Here is an 18,699-nt window from a genome sequence, read left to right as displayed (position 1 = left end):
CTCCCCGCCCTGCTGGCGGTGAGGGGCACTTGCACGTTTGGGGCCGTTGCGATCAGAGCGGATCCACGTAGTCGGCGAACGCTAGAGGACGCAGCAGACCCTCGTCGGGCACCGTGATCTCCGGTGCGTGCGCCGCCGGCCACACGTCAACAGGCTGATGCTCGCCCATCTCCGCGTCACAGCCGGCGAACGTCCCTGATTCGCTGGTGAGGCTGCTCATGAGGGGATCCGCGAAGTCCCTCCACCACACCGCCATGCCCGTGGGGTCACCCACGCGCATCGCCTCGTAGGAGCGCCACAGGGCATCTAAACGCGAGACGGCCTCCGCGTGCAGGAACCATTTCCGGCACCACCGCCCGCCCGTGTGCCTCCACGAGGGGAGCATGAACTCGTGGAGGAACCGGTCGACGTTGGGGTACCAGAGCTTGACCTCCTCAGCGCCGGGATGGATCTCGCCGCCGACGTCGCTCATGCCGCTTTCACCGCCAGACCCTCGTAGTAGTCCTTGGACTGTCTCACGGCGTCGGCGTAGGGCATCTCCCACCACGGCTTCAGTCGCAGGAGAATCGCTCGGGAGCCCGACGCGAACAGCAGTGCGCGGCCCCCAGGCATCTCGGAGATCTCGGAGACGTCAAGGATCCGCTCGCGCTGGACACTCGTGGAATGAGAACGCTGCCCCCGCCCGGTCGAAGTCGATCTGCGGGTGATCTCCTTGGCGCCGACGAGGGTGTCGAGGTCGCGCAGGAAGCCGGGCTCGGCCACGCCGGCGCCGACCATGCGGATGTTCGCCGCCGACCACATCTTCTTCATGCCGTTCTCACCCCAGGCCTCCACACCCTGCGACCAGGACTGCAGGAACACGCTCAGGATGATCCCCCGCGATCCGTAGTAGCTGTAGAGGTCGGGGAGCTGGCGCAGCCGCGTCACGTTCGCCGCCTCATCCAGCGTGGCCATCATGGGCACCGGAAGACGCATGTCCTTCGACCGGGAGCCGAGCTTGTCCGCCGCGTCGAGCACGGCCATGGTCAGGGCTCCGGTGAGCGCGCGGGCACTGCCCGCGCCTTCCTTCGAGATGAGGTAGAGGGTGTCGGTGGAGGCCGCGAATGCGTCGGGGTCGAAGTGCGGGCGCGGGTCGATGTCGCCCTGCTTCTCCGCCCAGCGCAGTACGTCGGGGTTGCGCAGGAAGCCGACCCATTCCAAGGCCGTGCCGAAGATGCCGTCGCGCTGCTTGGGCGTCAGGGAGATCTGCCCGCGCAGAGTCCGGGCGACCTCCATGAAGCCCTCGGCTGCGAGCCGTTCGACGGGGCCGGGGCGGTCGGGATTCGACAGCCAGTCCAGAATGATCGAGATGCGATCACCGCCGCACTGGGCGGCCAGGAGCATCGCCGATAGTGTCTTCTTCGCGGCGCCGGAGAAGTAGGCATCCTGCTTGGCTCCGGCATCGGTGACCGCCGCGATGAACACGTCGGCCAGCTCGTCGGCACGGTCCACGCTGGTCGCGTAGGTCAGAGGGTCCCACCACCACGTGGGCTGCTCACCGATCAGGCCCTGCAGGTCGTGGACGCGGACCTGCCCGATCTCCGAGCGCGGCCCCCGCGTGAGGTCCACGAGGTCGCGCTTGTTGCTGGTCGCGATCGCCGGCCCTTTGGACTCGACGAGCTCGCGCACAGCCAGGCTCGAGGTCTTACCCGCGCGCGGACCCATGATCGACAGTCGCACCTGTTCCCAGGTCGAGTAGAGCGGAGAGGGAGTGCTCATCGCGGGCTCACCGGCTCTCCGAGCGGAACACCCGGGCCGGCTGCCGTCGCGTGCAGCCGCTCGGCCTGTGCGGCGGCGGCCTCACGGGTGAAGGGCGCGAGGTCGCTGGGGTACCGGTTGCCCAGGTACCTCGCGGCCGCGTCCACACGAGTGCGGTTCTTCCCACCCTTGGCGACCGCCCACGCCACCAGGGCGCCCAGCGCCAACACCACCAGCGTGCCGAGGATGAGGATCACGGTGGCCGTCGTGGTCCACCCCTGGGCCTGCCCACCGGAGGTGTTCACGCCGATGCGCCACGCCCCCAGGGCGATCGCTCCGACCAGCCCGACGACGCACAGGGCACCGATCGCGACCCATGCGGCAGCGCCCGGGCCCTCGCCCCGACGGTTCGACTGCAGTCGACTCATGATTCATCCCCTCCTGTCTGTCAGCCTGCGTTGGCCGCGAGCTGCTGTGCTTCTTCGGCGGGCGTCCACTGCGTCGAGGCGATCTGCTCATCCAGTCGCGCCGACATATCTGCCCATGCCCGGTTGGTGTCGTTGACGTCGAGCTCGACGTCGGTCAGGTTGACACGGAACGGGGTCCCGGGCCGCTTCCCGATCTTGAGCAGGAACTTCCCTCGCCCGGGGGGTGCGGCCGTCTTCCCGGTATCGGGATCGACCTCAGCCTCGGAGGCCCAGTCGGTGATCAGAGCGATCTCCTTCTCGGCAAGCTCGAACACGGTCTGGAGGTTGCCCATCTCGCCTGTCGCCAGACCGCCGAGGAAGACCTGGGCAGAGCGCTCGACGAACCCCCAGGCGCGCTTGGTGAGCTTCTCATCGCCCATGTCCAGGTCGGACATGGTGTGGGTGGCCATTGCCTGCCCCAGTCCTCGCTGACGGTTCAGTCGGGTCAGGGCGTCGATGAACTCGATCATGAAGCCACCGGCACGCAGGATGCGCCACAGCTCATCCATCACCAGGAAGTAGTGGCGCTGGGGAGCGAGCCCGGCTTCGGACAGGTGCTTCGCCGCAGAGACCGCCGACGAGCCAGCAGACCAGCAGACCAGCTGAACCGCGGCCTCGAGGCCAGTCCCGCCGGCCTCGTCGCTCTCGAGCGAGGACAGGTCGAAGCACAGGGGGATGTCGAGTCGGATCGGCGAGGTGGTCGGCCCGTCGAACAGGTCGCCGTAGGGTCCGCCCGCCTCATACATACGCAGCGCGTCGACCAACTCCTGCACGCGCTCGGTGTACTTCTTGTCGTCGTCCCCCGACTGGGCGACGCGGCGCAGTTCCTCCGGTGCAGAGTCGATGATCGCGAGGACGTCGCTGATGATCGGCGTCTGCGCACCCACGCGCTCGTCGGTGATCCGCAGCGCCCGTGCCAACAGATTGTTCTCGACCGCCGTGAGCTCGCGGTTCGCCCCCTGGGAGGCCAGGCCCTTCATCAGTGACTGGCGGCGCCCGCGCAGTTCCTCGATTGCCTGCTTGCGACGCTTCTCCGGGAGGTTCTGCAGCTCGTCCCACAGGGGACCCCAGTCCAGCGGGTTGATGCGATCGCGCCCGCGGCCGACCTCGATCACGATGCCGTCCATCGCTCGGATCAGGGCCACGTAGTCGGGCTTGAGGTCGCCCAGGACCATCGGGGTGAATCCCCATGCGGCGAGGACCGCGAGGATGCGGCGCACGAGCGTGGACTTGCCCAGGCCGGGCCGCCCCAGGACGAACATCGAGGGCTGATTGACCAGGCCCGCCAGGAAGTAGGACATCGGGTCGGCGCAGACCGTCGCCCCGGACAGCAGATGAGGTCCGAGCGGCACGCCGATCGTCGGCAGTGGCGATCCCGCGGCGAACGGCCAGTAGCCGCAGGCCTGGGCCGTCGTCGCCCGCATCTCCACGCTGGGCTCGACGCGCGCGGCGCGGCCGGCGTGGGGAGCCATCCAGCCCCGTGCCCCGGGACGCAGGCGCCGCCTCGTCCTCTCGAGCCACCTGCGGCGCTCGTGACCGAAGCGCGCCTCCGTTCCAGGGGTGCCGAGCGTCCGCGCCTCCGCCGCGCTCACCACGAGCGAGGAGCCGCTCTCCGGCTTGGCGCTCGGCGAGTCCGCGCGCGTCACCCCCGGCAGAACCGATCGCAGCTGCTTGCGTGTGCGTCCCATCAGGAAGCCTCCTTGATTTCACGCGGCACCATCACCATGTGGGGTGTCGCCAGGTCCAGGGGAAGTCCTGCGAGGAACGTGGTGTCTTGCGTGGACACCGCCGCCCGCAGACGCAGCCGCGTCCGCAGAGACTGCCGGGCGGGGAGCTCCCGTGCGGTTGCCAGATCCTCCATCGACCCGACGTCAGCGGTGAGCACCAGGCCCCGGGGGGCCAGCGTCGCCTCGAGGCGCGGCGCGACCCGGAAGATCAACGTCGCGCGCTTGCACAGGATGCTCGGCGCGGGAGCCAGGGCCGTTGCGAAGTCCAGCGGCGGCAGGTCTTCGTCCTCACGCGTGGCCATGGCCCACGAGGTCGACACGACTCGGTCGTGGCTGTAGTACATCTCCCCCGTGCTCTCAGGACGCGGTGGTGCCTCCGCCCACGTCAGGCCGGTGCCCTCGGGCTGCGCACGTGCGGCCTTGACGTCCGCCGCGATGCTGCTGTCGAACGCCGCCCGCAGGAGATCGGTGATGTCTTGGGCTGTGCAGACGTTCACGCGCAGCCCCGCGCTTGCGACCCGCAGGCCGTCGAGCACGCGGGCTAGGTGCGTCGAGATGTGCTCGACCAGCTCATGACGCCTCAGAGCGCGCCGCTCCCCCGTCACCCGCGGCTTCCCGCTGAAGGACAGAGCCACGACAGCATTCGAGGAACCGTCCTGCCAGGTCTGGATGCTGATCGTCGCCCCGCACACGCGATCATCCAGGCCCAGGGTCTCCGCCCACTTGGACCACGCGGCCAGCGCCGCGGTCATGCGAGTTGTCGGGGCGGCACCGTCCACGGGACGGATCGAGACGAGCACCACCGAGCGCTCCGCGTTCGACAGCAGGCCGTACTCGACGCCGTAGGCGTCGGTCTCCGTCGTCTGCTCGAGCTCGCGCAGTGCTCGCTTCGCAATGCTGTCGGGCATGCTCCTCGTGCTCACATCGCATCCTTCACATCGACCGGAATCATGGAGTGGTAGGGCAGGCAGATGCCGATCGGGAGGCCCGCCTGGAACGCGGTGTCCTGGGTGCCACGAGCCGAGCGAATCTTCATCTTCGTCGACGCCGCCTGCGTCTGAACGATCTGGCGAGCGACCCGTACATCCCGCACCGAGGGCACTGTGCACGTCACGATCAGGCCCTGGCGGACGAGACCGGCACCCCGAGCTTCCTCGCGAGCCATCTGGTGGGCCTGGGCCTGCGCCATGCTGTTGCGGGCCTTGCTCTGGTTCATCGAGGACGCGAAGCGGGAGTTCGCCTCGACCTGGTCGACGATCGCGCCAGTCTGCTCAGTAGGCTCCGGCCGGTACACGATCGTCACGCGCTTGCGCAGCACACGAGGCTCGGGCCGCAGGAGGTTGGCCAGTGACGTGTCGTAGATGATCTCCTTCGGTCCTCGAGCCATCGTCCAGGACGCCGAGACCACCCCGTCATGCATGTAGTAGTCCGGGGCCACCCGGTGCACGCTCGGTCCCGCCTCTTCCCAGGTCAGGCCGGTCCCCTTGCCCATCGTCCGCAGCTGCTCCACGTCGGGGCTGCACGTCGGGTCGTAGGCGACGCGCACGTAGTCCACCAGGTCGCCTTTCGTGCACGAGCGCACGGTCGCCCCCGCGCCGGTCATCCTCAGCCCGTCGCGGAGCGTCGGCACGATCGTGGAGAGCTCGGCGACGGCCTCCTCCTGGTCGATCGTCTCGTCGTCGGCGCTGCGGGCGGCCCCCGAGAGCGTGACACTGACCTTCGAGTTGATCGCCGGTGCGGCAGCGTTGAACCGGTCCAGGATCTGTGCCGCGACGGCGCGGGCGAACCCCGGTGCGATGTCCGCGATCCGCGAGGTGACCGCGCGACGCAGGCGCAGGCCCGTGTCGGTCGTGGTCTCGATGCTGACCTGTGCGCCGACCACGCGCCGTTCCGTGCCCAGGTGGGCCAGCCACGCGCCCCAGTGAGCGACGGCCTTGTTGATGCTCGGCTGATCCACCAACGCGTTGCCCGTGGGGTAGCACTCGAACACCACGACGTGATGGTTCTGTCGCGGGTAGGAGATCAGCGCGTACTCGTGGCCGTACTCGTCGTGCTGGGTGGAGATGGTGGAGTCAGCGGCCAGACCCGGCAGTCGGAACGACCCGTCGGGGGCATTGCCCGCGGGGCCGTTCACCAGATCCCGGCTCCCCATCGCCTTGGCGATGCGATTCTCGATGGCCGCCGACCACCGCTGGTAGACCCCGCGACCGTCCCGCTTCGGCAGGAGCATCGGGATCGCCACCAGGACCAACAGGATCAGGGAGACGATGCCCCACTTCACGCCCAGGGTGATCCAGATGATGATCACCGGCAGCATCGCCAGGACGAGCCCGAAGAACGCCCACAGATTCAGCCCGAACAGGCCGCGTCGGCCCACGGGCATGAAGCCTCCGTAGGTGCGCTCTTGGCTCTGCGGCTCGGCCTCAGCCATCACACACTCCCCTGTCCCTGGCCTTCGTTGAAGTCCACGTCCTCTGCGCCGGACTTGGTGTTCCGTGCGGTGTCGCGAACCGCGCCGGCCACCTTTTCAGCAGATGGCCCTCGTCCACTCGAACCAGACGGCTGGGCCGGCGGTGCACCGGTGGTGCTCTCCGCCCCATCAGCATTCGTCTCGTCTGCATCCGACGAGGAATCGCCGGACGGGCTCGCGCCCTGCTCCGAGCTGTGGTTGGAGGTCCCCGAGCCGGAGCCACTCGGCGTGCTGCCGTCAGCAGTTCCCGTCCCGGAACCCGCAGAAGCGCTCTCGGAACCCTCTGAGCCACCCTCAGCGGGAGCCGGCTCCCCATCGGTCGTCGTCGAGGATCCCGCCGACGTGGTCCCTGCCGTGCCCGTCCCGGAGCTCCCGTCTGTCCCCGTCACACCCTCCGTGGAGGCGCCGGACTCGGACGTGCCCCCGGCATCTGTGGTTCCACCCACGGTCGAGCCGGACTCGCCAGTACCCGAACCATCCGAGCCCGACCCCGAGCCCGAGGACTCACTACCGGTGCTTCCCCCGCCCGCCGCGTCGTCCGCAACCTTCGAACTCCCAGCGGCCTCATCGGCACCTACGGTCTCTGCCCCAGCAGTACCTGCCCCAGCAGTACCTGTTTCGGCGGCGGCCCCAGCCGGCGCCGCCGCGGCACCCCCCGTGCCCACCGTCGCACCGACCGCGACGATCGCCGCACCGGTGCCGATCGCGCCTGCCGCTACCGCGCCGCCGCTGAACGCCATGGACGCTCCCGCCGCCGCCTGGGGGGCTACGAACTTTACGAGCGCGGGGAGCGCTAGAGCGGCCGCGGCGACGATAACCACCCCGATCAGCAGGTTCAACATCTGTTCCTCGGGCTTCGGATCCGCCGCCGCATTCTTCAGCGTCAGCACCCCGACCGCATAGATGATGCCCGCGACCGGCTTGTAGAGGATCAGCGCGAAGATCCAGCCCACGCCTCTGCTCAGCGCCTTGTATCCCCCGTCCGTGAACGACGCTGCCGCAAGGAACGGCAGGAACGCCAACAAGATCACCAGCAGCGCCGACCGCACGATCAGCAGACACACCTGAGCGAACGCAGCAATCAGCAGAAGCAGGAAGCCGAGGACGGCGAACGCGGCGATCGACGAGATGGAGTTGAGCGCTTCCGCGGCCATGAGCGACTTCGTGACGCCGCCGAGACCTGAGAAGTCCGCCAACGCTGTCGAGAAGTCCTTGCCGGAGGCTTCCTCCACCACCCAGGTCGAGAACTGGTCGCCCGCATCGAGGAGGAGCACCGACGCACCGACTCCCACGGTCTGCACAGCGATGATCGCCACGATTCCACGCACGAACGCAGCACCTGTCTGCATCGTCGGGCTGAACACCAGGCGTGCCACCCCGATCAGAAACCCAATGATCGCGATGCCCATGATGTAGAAGGAGCCCAGCGACCAGAGCTGCGCGATGTTCTCCGACGGCGTGCCATCAGCTGTTCCGATCGTCGGCTCCGGGAATGACAGCCACGCCGTCCCCGTCCACTTCACCGCCCACGTCGAACCCCCCACGAGCCAGTTGAACAGTGTCTCCAGGGTGCTCTGCGCAGCCCCGGACACCGCGCACCCGGCACGCTCGCCCACGCCAGCATTCCAGGCTATGTCTTCACAGCCCTCTGCGAGCAGTACGCCCGTCATGACCCGACGCTCCACTGCGTGTAGCCCGTAAGACCCGTGATCGAGTGGGGTGACGCGGCAGCGAAATCGCTCTGCGTCGACGTCCACTCGCCGTCGGTCCAGTGGAGCGTGACGGGCATCGCGACCAGACCAGACTGCCCGTTGCTCGAGGTGTCGTAGACGAGGTCAACGGTCACCTCATCGTCGTCGTACGAGGTGATGCGGTAGCCCCTCATCACCGTGTCCGTCGACGCCTCTCCGTCGCCGTCCTCGACTCCGGGATCATCCGTGATGTAGGCCTCTCGGACCGCGGCGCTCGTGATGCCTGCCTGCAGGTAAGCCGCAGCGAACAGGGCACCGGTGGGATTGTGAGCAAAGCAAGACCACACCTCGCCGTCCCGCTGCGTTGGCCCGTACTTGTCGGACACCGGAACACCGATGCCGTTCACGTTCGGCCATGCGTCGGCTTCCGGTGCCTCCTTCGGGATGGACTGGTCGCTGTTGTCGATCTTGCAGTCCTCCGGCTCGATCTCGGAGCCGCCGGCGTCCGATCCGGAGGTCGGGTACGTCGAGCCCGCCCCACCGTCGGAGGCGGGCTGATTCGCGGCCTGGTCCGTGGGGGACGGCGACGGATCGTCGCCACCCCCCGTGCAGCCCGCCAGAGCGAGCACTCCGACAGCCAGCAGGGCGGTCAGTCGACTGGTTGAGCGGATCATGGTGTGCACCTCTCAGGCGGGGATGGGGATGGTCAGACGAACATGTTGAGGATCGCGACGGCGGACCCGGCGAGGATCGCGGCGACGATGCAGATCAGAATTCCCACGAACCCCTGGATCGCGTTGCCGCGGATCGCGTTGTAGATCAGCATGCCGATCTGGATCAAGAACCCGGCGACCGCCGCCAGGAGCACGATCCAGAAGATCCAGTTCAGCACCCGCAGGAAGCCATCGGACCCCGGCGGGGCCTCCGGCGTCGGCTGCGGGATGCCATCAGCGAGGAGCGTCGCTCCGTGCGTCAGGCCCCCCGCCAGGTGGGGAGCCATGGTGGTCAGGCCGAGAAGGGACTCGATCATGAGGGGATTCCTTTCGAGGAGTCCGGCGCACCCACTGCCCGCCGGATCGACTTGATGGTGCGCGGGAGCCGCACACCGGAGAGGGAAGGGGAGGTCGTCGTCCTCCACGCTTCCACCCACGGGATGTGCCACCCGCGGGGAGTCATGCGCAGCAGTCGCGAAGCGCTCTGCCGGGTCTGGCTGGACAGCTTCGGTGCGTCGTCGACGAGAACCAGACCGGTCACGTCCACGCCGTCCAGCTCGTGGTGGGACCACGCCGTCGTGATCTCCTCGGCCATCCGAAGTCCGTGCGCATGTGTGCGCGCCACCAGGATCACGTGCGGTGTCGGGAGGTATGGGTTCGCCGCGGGCACGCCCACGCCGCCGTCAGTCACTCCCTCACCGATCAGGCCCACGAGTGTGGTGACGCCCGCCCCTCCGTGCAGACCCACGAGGGCTACTGCACCCGTTCGCACGGCGTGCACAGTCTCCCGCGCCGCTTCTGGCATCTCGGCGTCGGGCCGGGGAGCATGCACGGGCGAGGACGGGCCCCGCACCTCGACCTCGTTGCCGAGCACCGCATCGGCCTCCAGGGCCTCGACCACCTCCGGCGCCGAGGGAGGCGGCAGGAACGGATTGCGCGGGCTCTCTGTCACGGTCGGATCCCCCTCCGAGTGTCTGCCATCACACGCAGACTATCTGTGTGTGAGCGGTGTCGATGAACCTCACGGTAGCACGTAGTGGGCGTAACGTGTCTACTGTGCCTTCTGGCGTTCTTTGCGCGTCACGTGTACGGTTGTGCGCCATGACGTCACCCTCTCCTCTCAGCACACATCTGGAGGCGCTGCTCGCCGATGCTCCTGCCTCGATGACGGTGCGTCAGGTGGCCGAGACCCTCGCGGTCTCCGAGCACGTCGTGCGCCGACTGCTGGTGTCGACTGATCTGCAGGGGGTCAAGGTCGGAAGGGAGTGGCGCGTCTTCCGTGATGACCTGCTCTACTACCTGACAGCCCGCTCCAACTCGACCGAGGAGCGGTCATGATCTTCGGTGCTCGCTATCGTGCGTGCATGCGCCTAATTACCGTGGAGTGGCCACTACGATGGCTCAATGGCCCCTACGGATTCAGACGATCGTCCTGTGCGCCGACGCGTCGCACTGCCGCCGTCGGAGAGTGCCGTCGACGCACTGCTAGAGGGCCAGCCCCGCATGCTGAACCTCGCCCAGGTGAGCGAGCTGCTGTCGTCCTCGACACCCACGATTCGGCGTCTCGTGGATACCGGTGCACTCCCCGCGGTGAGGCTCTCTCGTCAGTGGCGGGTTGCGCGGGACGACCTGCGGGAATACCTCCTCACCCCCTCAACCCTCGAGGACACCGAGGACTGATGCGCGGGGGTCACCATGACTGGTGACATCCGTACCGACATCTCTGCCGCTGAGATTCCGCGGTTTCCCGTCCTGCGGCTGATCTGGCGCGCCGACGGAACGATCACGCTGGACGACACGCCCCTGAAGATCGAGGAGGGCTCGGATCCGCGCATCGCCGCGCTGTTGGCCTGCGCGCAGCACGCTCGCCAGCGAGGCGGCGACCAGCCCATCATCCGCGTGATCGCCACCGAGGAGGCCAGTGCCACCACGTGGCCGATGGGCGTGACCGCTGACGGGGACGTCGTCGAGATCGAGGACGTCCAGGATGCCCCGCAGCACGAGACCAAGCAGTCGCCACTCTCGCGACGCGCTTTCATCGCCGGTGGCGTTCTCGCCGGCGCCGCGATCCTTGGCGGCGGCGGCATCGCCACGGCCCTGTTCTTGCGCGGCAACGAAGACCCCACCCCGAGCGCGCCCCCGCCCCCTCCCGGGAACGGCGACCTAGTGCCCGTGGCAGTGCCGGACGGCTACGAGCCCACGGCCCAATGGACCACGGTTGTCGCACGCAACACCCGGGCGCACGGGACGACAGACGGACGCATCCTCACCATCGCCAGCGACAGCAACAACCTGCGGCTCCACAACGCCACCACGGGCACCGTGGAATGGACCGGCACAGGCAACACGAGCTCGCTGAAGGTCCACGAGGTCACCCTCGACAGCCGGCCCTTCTTGCTTGCACTGGATGCCAGCGCGGGCCTGAAGCTCTGGCCCTTGGATCAGGAGACGACGATCGCCGCGAGCGCCCTCCCACTCCCGGCGCGCGACGGTCTGCTCTACACCAGCGGGCCTGGCCCCGCCGTCTCCCTGCCCACCCAGACCGCCTACATCTTCAACGGTCCCGACGGCGTCGAACTCGACGTACCCGTCGGCTATCAGGCGATCAGTGGCACCGCGGACGGTAGGGCCGTCATCCTCGGTGCTCGCGATTGGGCGTTCCTCGAGCCCGGCCAGAAGAGCGTGAAGAACCCGACTGAGTTACTGCTGCCCTCGAAGAAGCACACGATCGAGGGAGGATTCATGCTCGGCGAGGACCGCCTGCTCGTGCGCATCACCGGGCCGGACAAGAACACCTGGGGTCTCTACGCCACGGACGGCTCCAACGCTCTAGTGACCGTCGACGACGCCGCGAGCGGCAGCATGCCCCAGCCCGACGCACTCCTGAGCGCGCCGGACCGCACGACCTGGGCACTAGACGGGCTGGTCGCCACACACGACTCCCTGCACGCCCTGGACGACGCCAGGATCAACGCCGTCACGTCCCTCGGTGTGTACGCCGACGGTCAGGACGGTCCCGTGCTCATTCACGCCAGCACCGGGGAGGCAACTCCCCTGCCAGACGACACGATCGCACCGTCGATCGCCGAGGACGAGCACGCCGTGATCGTCACCGAGAAGCTCGACACGACCACCGCCTACGTCATCAGGAGCACAGCGTCATGACCCCTGTCAGCCGCCGCGCCCTCCTACTCCTCGCACCTGCGATCACGCTGGCTTCCTGCACAGATGGCTCCACGCAGCCCGACCCAGCCTCGAGCAGCACGACACCCACCCCGCCCTCACCGACAGCTCTTGACGGGGTGCCGATCCAGTCCGACGGCGGTGGCGAGGACGAGCCCATGCCCACGACCGCCAACGAGGACACCGAGGACGCTGCACGCGAGGCCGCGCTGGCGACCATGCAGATCTGGGTGCAGGGTTCCTCACTCGACGAACAGTCCTGGCGCAAGAAGCTCAACGCGACCCTCACCCCCAACGGGCAAGACGTCGCTCAACGCCGCTGGGGCTACACCATCAAGGACCGCGAGGTCGTGGGCAACCCCACCATCATCCGCGCGAATGCCGCGACCGCCGTCCTCCACGTGACCACGGACTACACCACCTACGAAGTCACCGTGGTCCGCACCGACGACGGAACCTGGAAGACCAGCAACCTCACGACCGACCTCCAGGAAGGAGCTGACCAGTGAGCGAGTCCCCCACCGGAGGCGGCGGCAAGGGCCTCATCATCGGCATCGCCTGCGCCATCGTGCTTCCCCTGGGTATCGCCCCCGTCGGCGTGGCCCTCATCGCCGGCGCCGACGAGGACCAAAGCAGTTGCACAGGCCCCAACAACGGCCAGGCCGTCACCGTCGTCGACGGGGACCTGCCCATGGTCGACGGCTACACCCCCGAGCAGGTCACCGTCGCCGCCCTGATCATGAAGACCGCCGAAACCGACGGCCTCGACTCCAAAGCCCAGCTCATCGGCCTCATCACCGCCCAGCAAGAATCCACCCTGGGCCTTAACACCCAGCCCACCGGCGTGGGCGACGCCGGCACGTTCCAGCAGCGGACCGTCGAAGGCTGGTACGGGTCGATGGACTCTGTGATGAACGTCGAGTACGCCGCGCAGGCGTTCTTCCAAGGCGTCACCGCGAAGTATCCCGGTGACTACGGTTCTGCAGGTGGCGGAGCGGGGTACGGGCACATCCCCGGCCTCATCGACATCGAAGACTGGGAGGACATGGAACCCGGAGACGCAGCCCAGGCCGTGCAGCGCTCCGGCGAGCCCGACGCCTACGCCAACCACGTCGAGGACGCCCAGCGCCTCATGAGCGCTCTGTCCGGAACCGACGTCAACATCGACACCAGCAGCGCCAACTGCACCGGAACGGGGTCCGACGTCGCAGCGAGCGGCGACGCCAAGGCCGCTATCGAACGCGGCCGCGGCCTCCTAGGCACCCTCTATGAGTTCGGCGGTGGAGGCACCGCCGGCCCCGGACGCACCGGCATCGACTGCTCCGGGTTCATCCAGTACATGCTCCCGGACGCGAACCTTCCCCGCACCGCCCAACAGCAGTTCGACGCCCTCTCCGGACAGGACGTCGACCCCGCTCAGATCCAACCAGGCGACCTGATCTTCTATGCGAAGGGGCGCACAGGCAAGGTCGGCAGTCCCAACGCGATCTCCCACGTCGCCATGTACGCGGGCGAAGGAAGGATGATCGAGTCCACGCGCTACAACGGCGGCCCCGAGCCGGGCGTCCAGGAGATCGACGCCAAGATCGAAGACGGCAAGGGATTCGTCGGCGTGCGCAGGGTGCCTGGCCTGTCCAACGAGACCACGAAGAAGTAGCCACGACGAGGGGGAACACCCATGAGCGACATCATCATCACCGTCCAGAACGACGCCACCGGCAGCATCACCATCGACGGCACTCCCCACGCCCTGCAGGCGTCGACCGTCGCCGCCACCCGTGACCAAGCCATGGGCCGCGCGAAGACTCACGCGCGCACGACCGGGCGCGCCGTCAACGTCACCGCCAACGACCCCACCGGCACGTTCCACCTCGCGATCCAGCCCGACGGGACCATCACCACCCAGCCCGCGCCCGAGCCCGCCGCGTGGGAGCAGCCCTCCACCGAGCCGACCATCACCGAGGTCCCTGCCACCCAGGCTCCCGTCATCGAAGACTCCAGTCCCCGCCAACACGACAGCACGCTGGCACCCGCGCCCAAGGGTGCCCCCTCGCACGCCGAGCCGACGTGGACCCCGCAGCCGGCGCCGACCGCCCCCTCCGAGGCGACCTCGGCGCCCGTGAGTCAGCCCACCCCGGAGCCGGTCTCGGCCGCACCCATGGCGAGCACGCCCGACCCCATCGAGAACGACCCACGATGGGCCGACATCTCCCAGCAGCCCGCCACGCAGGGATTCCGCGGCACGCTCAACGGAATGGGTCTCAAGCTCTCCCCCGCCGACGACGAGCTCGCCGAGCGTCGCGAGGCCCTTCGCCAGGAGATCGCCCGCGAAGAGCAGGCCCGCATCGTCGACGAGCAGCGCGCCCAGGAAGAAGCGGCGCAGGAGACCCGCCGCGCCGCCCGCGAACGTGAGGCCGCGGAGAAGGACCGAGCCGAGCGGATGATCATCCAGACGCCGCTCGAGGAGCCCAAGCACGTCCTGATCGCGAACGACAAGGGCGGCCAGGGGAAGACCAGCGGCACCTACTGCATCGCCGCGACCGCCGGCCGAATCCGGGGAGGCGACGTGATCGCGTGGGACGCCAACGAGACCCGGGGGAATTTGGGCTTCCGCTCCCGCAAGGCCACGACATCCCGCAGCGTCGTCGACCTCCTCGAGGACGCCGTCGAGGACTTCACCACCGTGGAGGGCTCCAAGCGGTCCACCCTCGCCAAGTTCACCCGCTCGCAGGGCGACAACCTCTTCTCCGTCCTCGCTTCCGACGAGAACCCTGAGAACCAGGACCTCGTCGACGCCGACGCATTCGAGAAGGTCAACGAGATCCTCGGACGCTTCTACTCCCTGATCCTCGTGGACACCGGCAACAACCACCGCGTTTCCCACTTCCGTGCGGCCCTCGCCGCAGCCGACCAGCTCGTGATCCCCGTCAGCGCGGGCGCCGATGGGGCGCACGCGGCCGAGACCATGCTCGACACCTTCGAGAGCCTCGGCTACCACGACCTCGTGAAGAACGCGGTCGTCCTCCTCAACGACTCGGCGACCCGCCGCGGCAACGCCACCGGCATCGCCGCCAAGTTCGAACAGCGCGTCCGCGCCATCATCCCGATCCCCTTCGACCCCGCCCTCGACAGCGGCGACGAGATCAGCTTCGAGGCCCTCCAGCCTGCAACCCGCGCCGCCTACCAGGAAGCCACCGCCGCCATCGCCCACGGCCTCACGCTCGGAGAAAGCCGATGAACCCCCGACACGCCGCGGGAGCGTTCGTTTCTGTTTCACTCCCCTGTAGGGTAGGGCACATGTCGACCAGACGTCAGCGAGGCACAGGCGGCGGCCGCCCCGGCAAGGGGGACCGCCATCCCTTCGCGGTGCGCATCCCGCGTGAGTACGCAGATCGTGTCATCGCTTACGCCGACGCCACGGATCAGTCCTACAACGACGTCCTCGTCGCGCAGATCATCCGGCACATCGACGAGCTGGACGCAGAAGCGGTCCAGCTCGGACACAACCGCCTGGACGTCGAAACCGACGCGAAGGCTGGATAAAAAGACTTCGCCCCCGACCTGTTAGCGCAGGTCGAGGGCGATTTAAGAGTCTTCGGGAGCCAGTTAGCGCTAGCCCCGAGGGCGAACCTTGAGAGGAGGTTCCGTAGATTGTTGCCCCCAGGATACGGGGGTCGCTTCGCCGCAAGCAAGTGCGGTGAGCCCGGCGTGTCTACCCACACGCCGACGACCCCTCAGCAGCCGGACCCGTGGCTCCTCACCCAGACCATCAGCCCGCGCCCCACCGTGCGCGTGGCCAGCGTCGATGCCTACGGCGAGACCCTGAACCAGTACTCGAGCACGCAGCGCGTTGGCCCCACTCCTCCCGAGACCCCGTGGGCCATCAACCTCACCGGCCCCGACCGGCGCTTCCGCTTCCTCTGCTTCGACCACGACGCCAAGACCGAGGGTGCGGCCGCTGCCGCGGCCCGTGACGCCGAGGTCACCGCCGGGCTCCTCTCCCGCGCCGGCCTCGAGCCCGTGGTGTGCGCGTCCGGCCCCGGCGGCGGCCGCCATGTCTGGGCCGCCCTGGCCGAGCCCGTCGACGCCGAGACCGTTGCCATGCTCGCCCGGCTCACCAAGCACCTCTGCCCCACCCTCGACCTCTCCCCCCTCACCAACGCCGCCGCCGGTTGCGTGCGCCCCCCCGGCGCCCCGCACCGCGCCGGCGGGGCCTCCGAGGTGATCGCCGGCAGCGTCACTGCCCTCATCCGTCCCACGGGCACCACCGCCCAGGTCCGCGCCGTGCTCGAGGACGTCGCGCAGCGGATCGAGACCGCCGAGCCGTCACACGTGCCCGACGCCCGCCGTCCCCTGCCCGTGGACGCCCACCGCCACCGCTACCTCCCCGGCCCACGCCAGCCCCTTCCCCGAGCCAGCGCGGACGCCCTCGACGAAGACGCCGCCATGGGCGACGCCTCCGCCGTGCTCTGGCGGATCCTCGTCGGCGCCGCCTCTGCTCGGTGGCGCTACGAAGACGTCGCCGTCCTCGTCGACCGTCCCGGAATGGCTCACGTGCTCACCGAGCGGCAGGGAGGCATCCGAGTGCCCCGCACGCCCGAGCAATCCACGGAGCGACTGACTCACCACTGGAACCGTGCCGTGCGGTGGGTCTCGGAGAACCCCCGCCGCGAGGGCGAGGACGACCCGACCTTCGACCCGCGTGCAGGCGCGATCGCCGCCCATGTCCGCGAGGTCCAGCAGCGCGCCGACGTCGCCGCCGGACGCTGGACCACTCCCGCCGGCCCCACGGACCGCCGCGTCCTCGACGCCCTCTGTCTGCTCGCTCTCCAGGCCCTCACGCCCTCTGTGGAGGCCGATATCCGACGCTTGGGCCTCCTGGCCGGCATCGGCCGCGAAACCGCGCGCACGGGCCTCCTGCGCCTCGCACAGGACGGATGGATCACTCAGCATTCCCCCGCCGAGGGCGTGCGCGCCGCGAGCTGGACGATTGCGCCCACCACCGCCATCCACATTGATCCTCCCGATACCCGGTCACAAGTGGATACACGCGCCCCCCAGCCGCCCACCGGCGCCGCCCACCGGACCACCCTGCTCGCCACCCTTCGCACCCGCCTCACGGACGCTGCCCACGATGCCTTCACCCCCGGAGCCCTCGGACACCACGCAGGCAACGTCTACGCCCGCACCAGCCAGCACACCCACGGGCTCCTCGAGCTCGCCGCCCGCACCGGAGGGTCCGCCACGCGCACCCTCCGCACCCTCGACCGTCTGACAGAGGAAGGCATCCTTCTCGCCACTCGCGACGGCTGGCGCCGCCCCTCCCGCGACCACCGACCCCCCGCGGCCACCCGCCACGGGACGCGCGGCCGCCTCGCAGAACGCGCACGCACGTATAGCCTCGAGCGCGACCTGTGGACCTGGTGGTGCGCCGAGGAAGCCTGGATGCGTGCCCCCCGGCGCACTCCCGCGCAACGTCGAGCCGGCCACGGCCAGCTCGCACTCATCCCCAGCAGCGAGACCACGAGCTACGGCGCCCACCCCCGGCGAGCTGACGGCCGCGCCGACTACCGCCGAGCCCGCAAGCAGCTCCTGGAACATCGCCAACAGAGCACGCAGGGGCGCCTCCACGTGATCGAGCACAACCCCGTTCGCTCACGGCCCCAGACAGCCGCCTAGACCGAGCCGCCGCTCCAGCAGATGACTACGCGCCCCGGGCGGAATGCATCGAGGTCTCACGCCCAGGGTTCTTCCCCCCGAGCGTCCGGCAGAACTCCCCCGGGCCACTCCCACAGCGAGGACACGTCGACTGCATCGCCTGCGCCACGGAATCCTCGAGCGCGCGATGATCCAGAACGTACTGCTCCTGCTTCGGCAACTCTGACGTCGCCGCAAGCAGCTCCGAGTAACGGACAGTCCGCTCCGCCACGGGGGCCAGGGACTCGAGATATGCGAGCTGCTTCGGGCTCAGCACCCCGTCCGCCGGCCGTCCGTCAGGGAACGACGCAGCCAGCGGCGGGTCGTGCGCGATCAGATCAGCGACCACACCGAGCTGTCCAACGATTTCCCCCAGCCCATCCTCGATCCTCCGCAGGTCGTGATACATGCTGCTCAACTGCAGCCGTGGACGCACCCCGCCGAGCGAGCTCCGAACGGCCCCGGCATAGCGCTGCAGCTTCGCGGCGAGCTCGAGGACCTCATCGACCGACTGCTCCTCCGGCCACAGGGCAGGGTCCACCGCGACGTGGTCCTCGACCCCCATGCTCTTCTCGATCCGAGGCGGAGACGGCTCCACGGCCTCGAGTTCGAGGCCCTCGTCGGGAGCCGTCTCGCTCTCCTCCCTCGGCCAGAGCGCGTCTCCTACGGCTGCCACAGCTCCAGGCTGCGCACCAACCACTCGCACCAGGTCCACGAAGGTCGTCCCCTTGTGAAACGACACTTCGATCGTGAACAGCTCACCGTCCTCCGCGACACACGGAATCGTGAGGTGCTCCCCGCGGTATGGGTTCTCGGTGTAGCCAGGGTCGTAATCATCTGCCCCCGGACAGACCTCCATAAGGTCGAACTGCGGATGTACCCCCGCATCGGAGTAGTCCAAGGTGTTCCTCAACTGATGGCGCTCGAACCGCCCCGTCGCGGCCGCCACCCTGAACAACTCCCGCAACTCTGCACTCTCCACCATCACTCCATCGTCGTCACAGATGATGCCGC

At 68.7% G+C, this 18,699-nt stretch carries 19 protein-coding genes; 8 read left to right on the top strand and 11 right to left on the bottom strand.

Going from position 1 to position 18,699, the window contains the following annotated elements:
* Positions 1-52 precede the first annotated feature (52 nt).
* From ACYVAP_RS15955 to ACYVAP_RS15910, 10 genes are read right to left on the bottom strand one after another with little or no spacing between them, the layout of a single operon-like run.
* Positions 53-472, bottom strand: coding sequence for a DUF4913 domain-containing protein (locus ACYVAP_RS15955; RefSeq protein ID WP_498861484.1), 420 nt, complete (start codon positions 470-472; stop codon positions 53-55).
* Complete coding sequence (locus ACYVAP_RS15950) at positions 469-1,704, bottom strand: type IV secretory system conjugative DNA transfer family protein (RefSeq protein ID WP_498861512.1); 1,236 nt, start codon at positions 1,702-1,704, stop codon at positions 469-471. Before ACYVAP_RS15950 ends, ACYVAP_RS15955 begins: the two co-directional genes overlap by 4 nt.
* Before the next feature lie 50 nt (positions 1,705-1,754).
* A complete protein-coding gene (locus ACYVAP_RS15945; RefSeq protein WP_498861483.1) occupies positions 1,755-2,165 on the bottom strand; it encodes a hypothetical protein in 411 nt (136 codons plus the stop codon).
* 20 nt (positions 2,166-2,185) lie between these two features.
* Positions 2,186-3,892, bottom strand: a complete 1,707-nt coding sequence (locus ACYVAP_RS15940; protein WP_498861482.1) for a putative type IV secretion/conjugal transfer ATPase — start codon at positions 3,890-3,892, stop codon at positions 2,186-2,188.
* The gene (locus tag ACYVAP_RS15935) at positions 3,892-4,839 is read right to left on the bottom strand and encodes an SCO6880 family protein (RefSeq protein WP_498861481.1); all 948 of its coding nucleotides are present in this window, start codon (positions 4,837-4,839) and stop codon (positions 3,892-3,894) included. Before ACYVAP_RS15935 ends, ACYVAP_RS15940 begins: the two co-directional genes overlap by 1 nt.
* Before the next feature lie 11 nt (positions 4,840-4,850).
* Entirely contained in the window at positions 4,851-6,362 is a 1,512-nt protein-coding gene (locus ACYVAP_RS15930; RefSeq protein ID WP_498861480.1) for an SCO6880 family protein, read from the bottom strand.
* Complete coding sequence (locus ACYVAP_RS15925; RefSeq protein ID WP_498861479.1) at positions 6,362-8,017, bottom strand: hypothetical protein; 1,656 nt, start codon at positions 8,015-8,017, stop codon at positions 6,362-6,364. Before ACYVAP_RS15925 ends, ACYVAP_RS15930 begins: the two co-directional genes overlap by 1 nt.
* 50 nt (positions 8,018-8,067) lie before the next feature.
* A complete protein-coding gene (locus tag ACYVAP_RS15920; protein ID WP_498861478.1) occupies positions 8,068-8,766 on the bottom strand; it encodes a DUF8175 domain-containg protein in 699 nt (232 codons plus the stop codon).
* A gap of 32 nt (positions 8,767-8,798) precedes the next feature.
* Positions 8,799-9,122 (bottom strand): hypothetical protein, encoded by a 324-nt coding sequence (locus ACYVAP_RS15915; protein WP_498861477.1) that lies wholly within the window; start codon positions 9,120-9,122, stop codon positions 8,799-8,801.
* The gene (locus ACYVAP_RS15910; RefSeq protein ID WP_498861476.1) at positions 9,119-9,757 is read right to left on the bottom strand and encodes a DUF6668 family protein; all 639 of its coding nucleotides are present in this window, start codon (positions 9,755-9,757) and stop codon (positions 9,119-9,121) included. Before ACYVAP_RS15910 ends, ACYVAP_RS15915 begins: the two co-directional genes overlap by 4 nt.
* 149 nt (positions 9,758-9,906) lie before the next feature.
* On the opposite strand from ACYVAP_RS15910, the gene ACYVAP_RS15905 reads away from it, so the two are divergent.
* The 8 genes from ACYVAP_RS15905 (at position 9,907) to ACYVAP_RS15870 (ending at position 17,667) form a co-directional block, all read left to right on the top strand.
* Entirely contained in the window at positions 9,907-10,143 is a 237-nt protein-coding gene (locus tag ACYVAP_RS15905) for a helix-turn-helix domain-containing protein (protein ID WP_498861475.1), read from the top strand.
* 66 nt (positions 10,144-10,209) lie between these two features.
* Positions 10,210-10,485: a helix-turn-helix domain-containing protein gene (locus ACYVAP_RS15900; RefSeq protein ID WP_498861474.1), complete on the top strand. Its 276-nt coding sequence runs from the start codon at positions 10,210-10,212 to the stop codon at positions 10,483-10,485.
* A gap of 15 nt (positions 10,486-10,500) precedes the next feature.
* A complete protein-coding gene (locus ACYVAP_RS15895) occupies positions 10,501-11,970 on the top strand; it encodes a hypothetical protein (RefSeq protein WP_498861473.1) in 1,470 nt (489 codons plus the stop codon).
* 176 nt (positions 11,971-12,146) lie between these two features.
* Entirely contained in the window at positions 12,147-12,497 is a 351-nt protein-coding gene (locus tag ACYVAP_RS15890) for a hypothetical protein (RefSeq protein WP_498861472.1), read from the top strand.
* Complete coding sequence (locus ACYVAP_RS15885) at positions 12,494-13,645, top strand: C40 family peptidase (protein WP_498861471.1); 1,152 nt, start codon at positions 12,494-12,496, stop codon at positions 13,643-13,645. Before ACYVAP_RS15890 ends, ACYVAP_RS15885 begins: the two co-directional genes overlap by 4 nt.
* A gap of 21 nt (positions 13,646-13,666) precedes the next feature.
* Positions 13,667-15,226: a MinD/ParA family ATP-binding protein gene (locus ACYVAP_RS15880; RefSeq protein ID WP_498861470.1), complete on the top strand. Its 1,560-nt coding sequence runs from the start codon at positions 13,667-13,669 to the stop codon at positions 15,224-15,226.
* A 59-nt stretch (positions 15,227-15,285) separates the two neighbouring features.
* Entirely contained in the window at positions 15,286-15,531 is a 246-nt protein-coding gene (locus tag ACYVAP_RS15875) for a hypothetical protein (protein WP_498861469.1), read from the top strand.
* 165 nt (positions 15,532-15,696) lie between these two features.
* Positions 15,697-17,667 carry a hypothetical protein gene (locus ACYVAP_RS15870; protein ID WP_498861468.1) on the top strand — a complete coding sequence of 657 codons (1,971 nt, stop codon included), beginning with the start codon at positions 15,697-15,699 and terminating at the stop codon, positions 17,665-17,667.
* 25 nt (positions 17,668-17,692) lie between these two features.
* On the opposite strand, the gene ACYVAP_RS15865 is transcribed toward ACYVAP_RS15870, so the two are convergent.
* The gene (locus ACYVAP_RS15865; protein ID WP_498861467.1) at positions 17,693-18,670 is read right to left on the bottom strand and encodes a hypothetical protein; all 978 of its coding nucleotides are present in this window, start codon (positions 18,668-18,670) and stop codon (positions 17,693-17,695) included.
* Positions 18,671-18,699: the final 29 nt, after the last annotated feature.

It is taken from the genome of Brachybacterium horti (assembly GCF_054777615.1).
Note: the sequence above shows the minus strand (reverse complement) of the source record. Positions and strands in the feature narration are given on the sequence as shown.

Coding starts and splice junctions, on each gene's coding strand:
- ACYVAP_RS15955 (WP_498861484.1), bottom strand. CDS start 472: ATGAGCGACGTCGGCGGCGAGATCCATCCCGGCGCTGAGGAGGTCAAG.
- ACYVAP_RS15950 (WP_498861512.1), bottom strand. CDS start 1,704: ATGGGTCCGCGCGCGGGTAAGACCTCGAGCCTGGCTGTGCGCGAGCTC.
- ACYVAP_RS15945 (WP_498861483.1), bottom strand. CDS start 2,165: ATGAGTCGACTGCAGTCGAACCGTCGGGGCGAGGGCCCGGGCGCTGCC.
- ACYVAP_RS15940 (WP_498861482.1), bottom strand. CDS start 3,892: ATGGGACGCACACGCAAGCAGCTGCGATCGGTTCTGCCGGGGGTGACG.
- ACYVAP_RS15935 (WP_498861481.1), bottom strand. CDS start 4,839: ATGCCCGACAGCATTGCGAAGCGAGCACTGCGCGAGCTCGAGCAGACG.
- ACYVAP_RS15930 (WP_498861480.1), bottom strand. CDS start 6,362: ATGGCTGAGGCCGAGCCGCAGAGCCAAGAGCGCACCTACGGAGGCTTC.
- ACYVAP_RS15920 (WP_498861478.1), bottom strand. CDS start 8,766: ATGATCCGCTCAACCAGTCGACTGACCGCCCTGCTGGCTGTCGGAGTG.
- ACYVAP_RS15915 (WP_498861477.1), bottom strand. CDS start 9,122: ATGATCGAGTCCCTTCTCGGCCTGACCACCATGGCTCCCCACCTGGCG.
- ACYVAP_RS15905 (WP_498861475.1), top strand. CDS start 9,907: ATGACGTCACCCTCTCCTCTCAGCACACATCTGGAGGCGCTGCTCGCC.
- ACYVAP_RS15900 (WP_498861474.1), top strand. CDS start 10,210: ATGGCCCCTACGGATTCAGACGATCGTCCTGTGCGCCGACGCGTCGCA.
- ACYVAP_RS15895 (WP_498861473.1), top strand. CDS start 10,501: ATGACTGGTGACATCCGTACCGACATCTCTGCCGCTGAGATTCCGCGG.
- ACYVAP_RS15890 (WP_498861472.1), top strand. CDS start 12,147: ATGCCCACGACCGCCAACGAGGACACCGAGGACGCTGCACGCGAGGCC.
- ACYVAP_RS15880 (WP_498861470.1), top strand. CDS start 13,667: ATGAGCGACATCATCATCACCGTCCAGAACGACGCCACCGGCAGCATC.
- ACYVAP_RS15875 (WP_498861469.1), top strand. CDS start 15,286: ATGTCGACCAGACGTCAGCGAGGCACAGGCGGCGGCCGCCCCGGCAAG.
- ACYVAP_RS15865 (WP_498861467.1), bottom strand. CDS start 18,670: ATGGTGGAGAGTGCAGAGTTGCGGGAGTTGTTCAGGGTGGCGGCCGCG.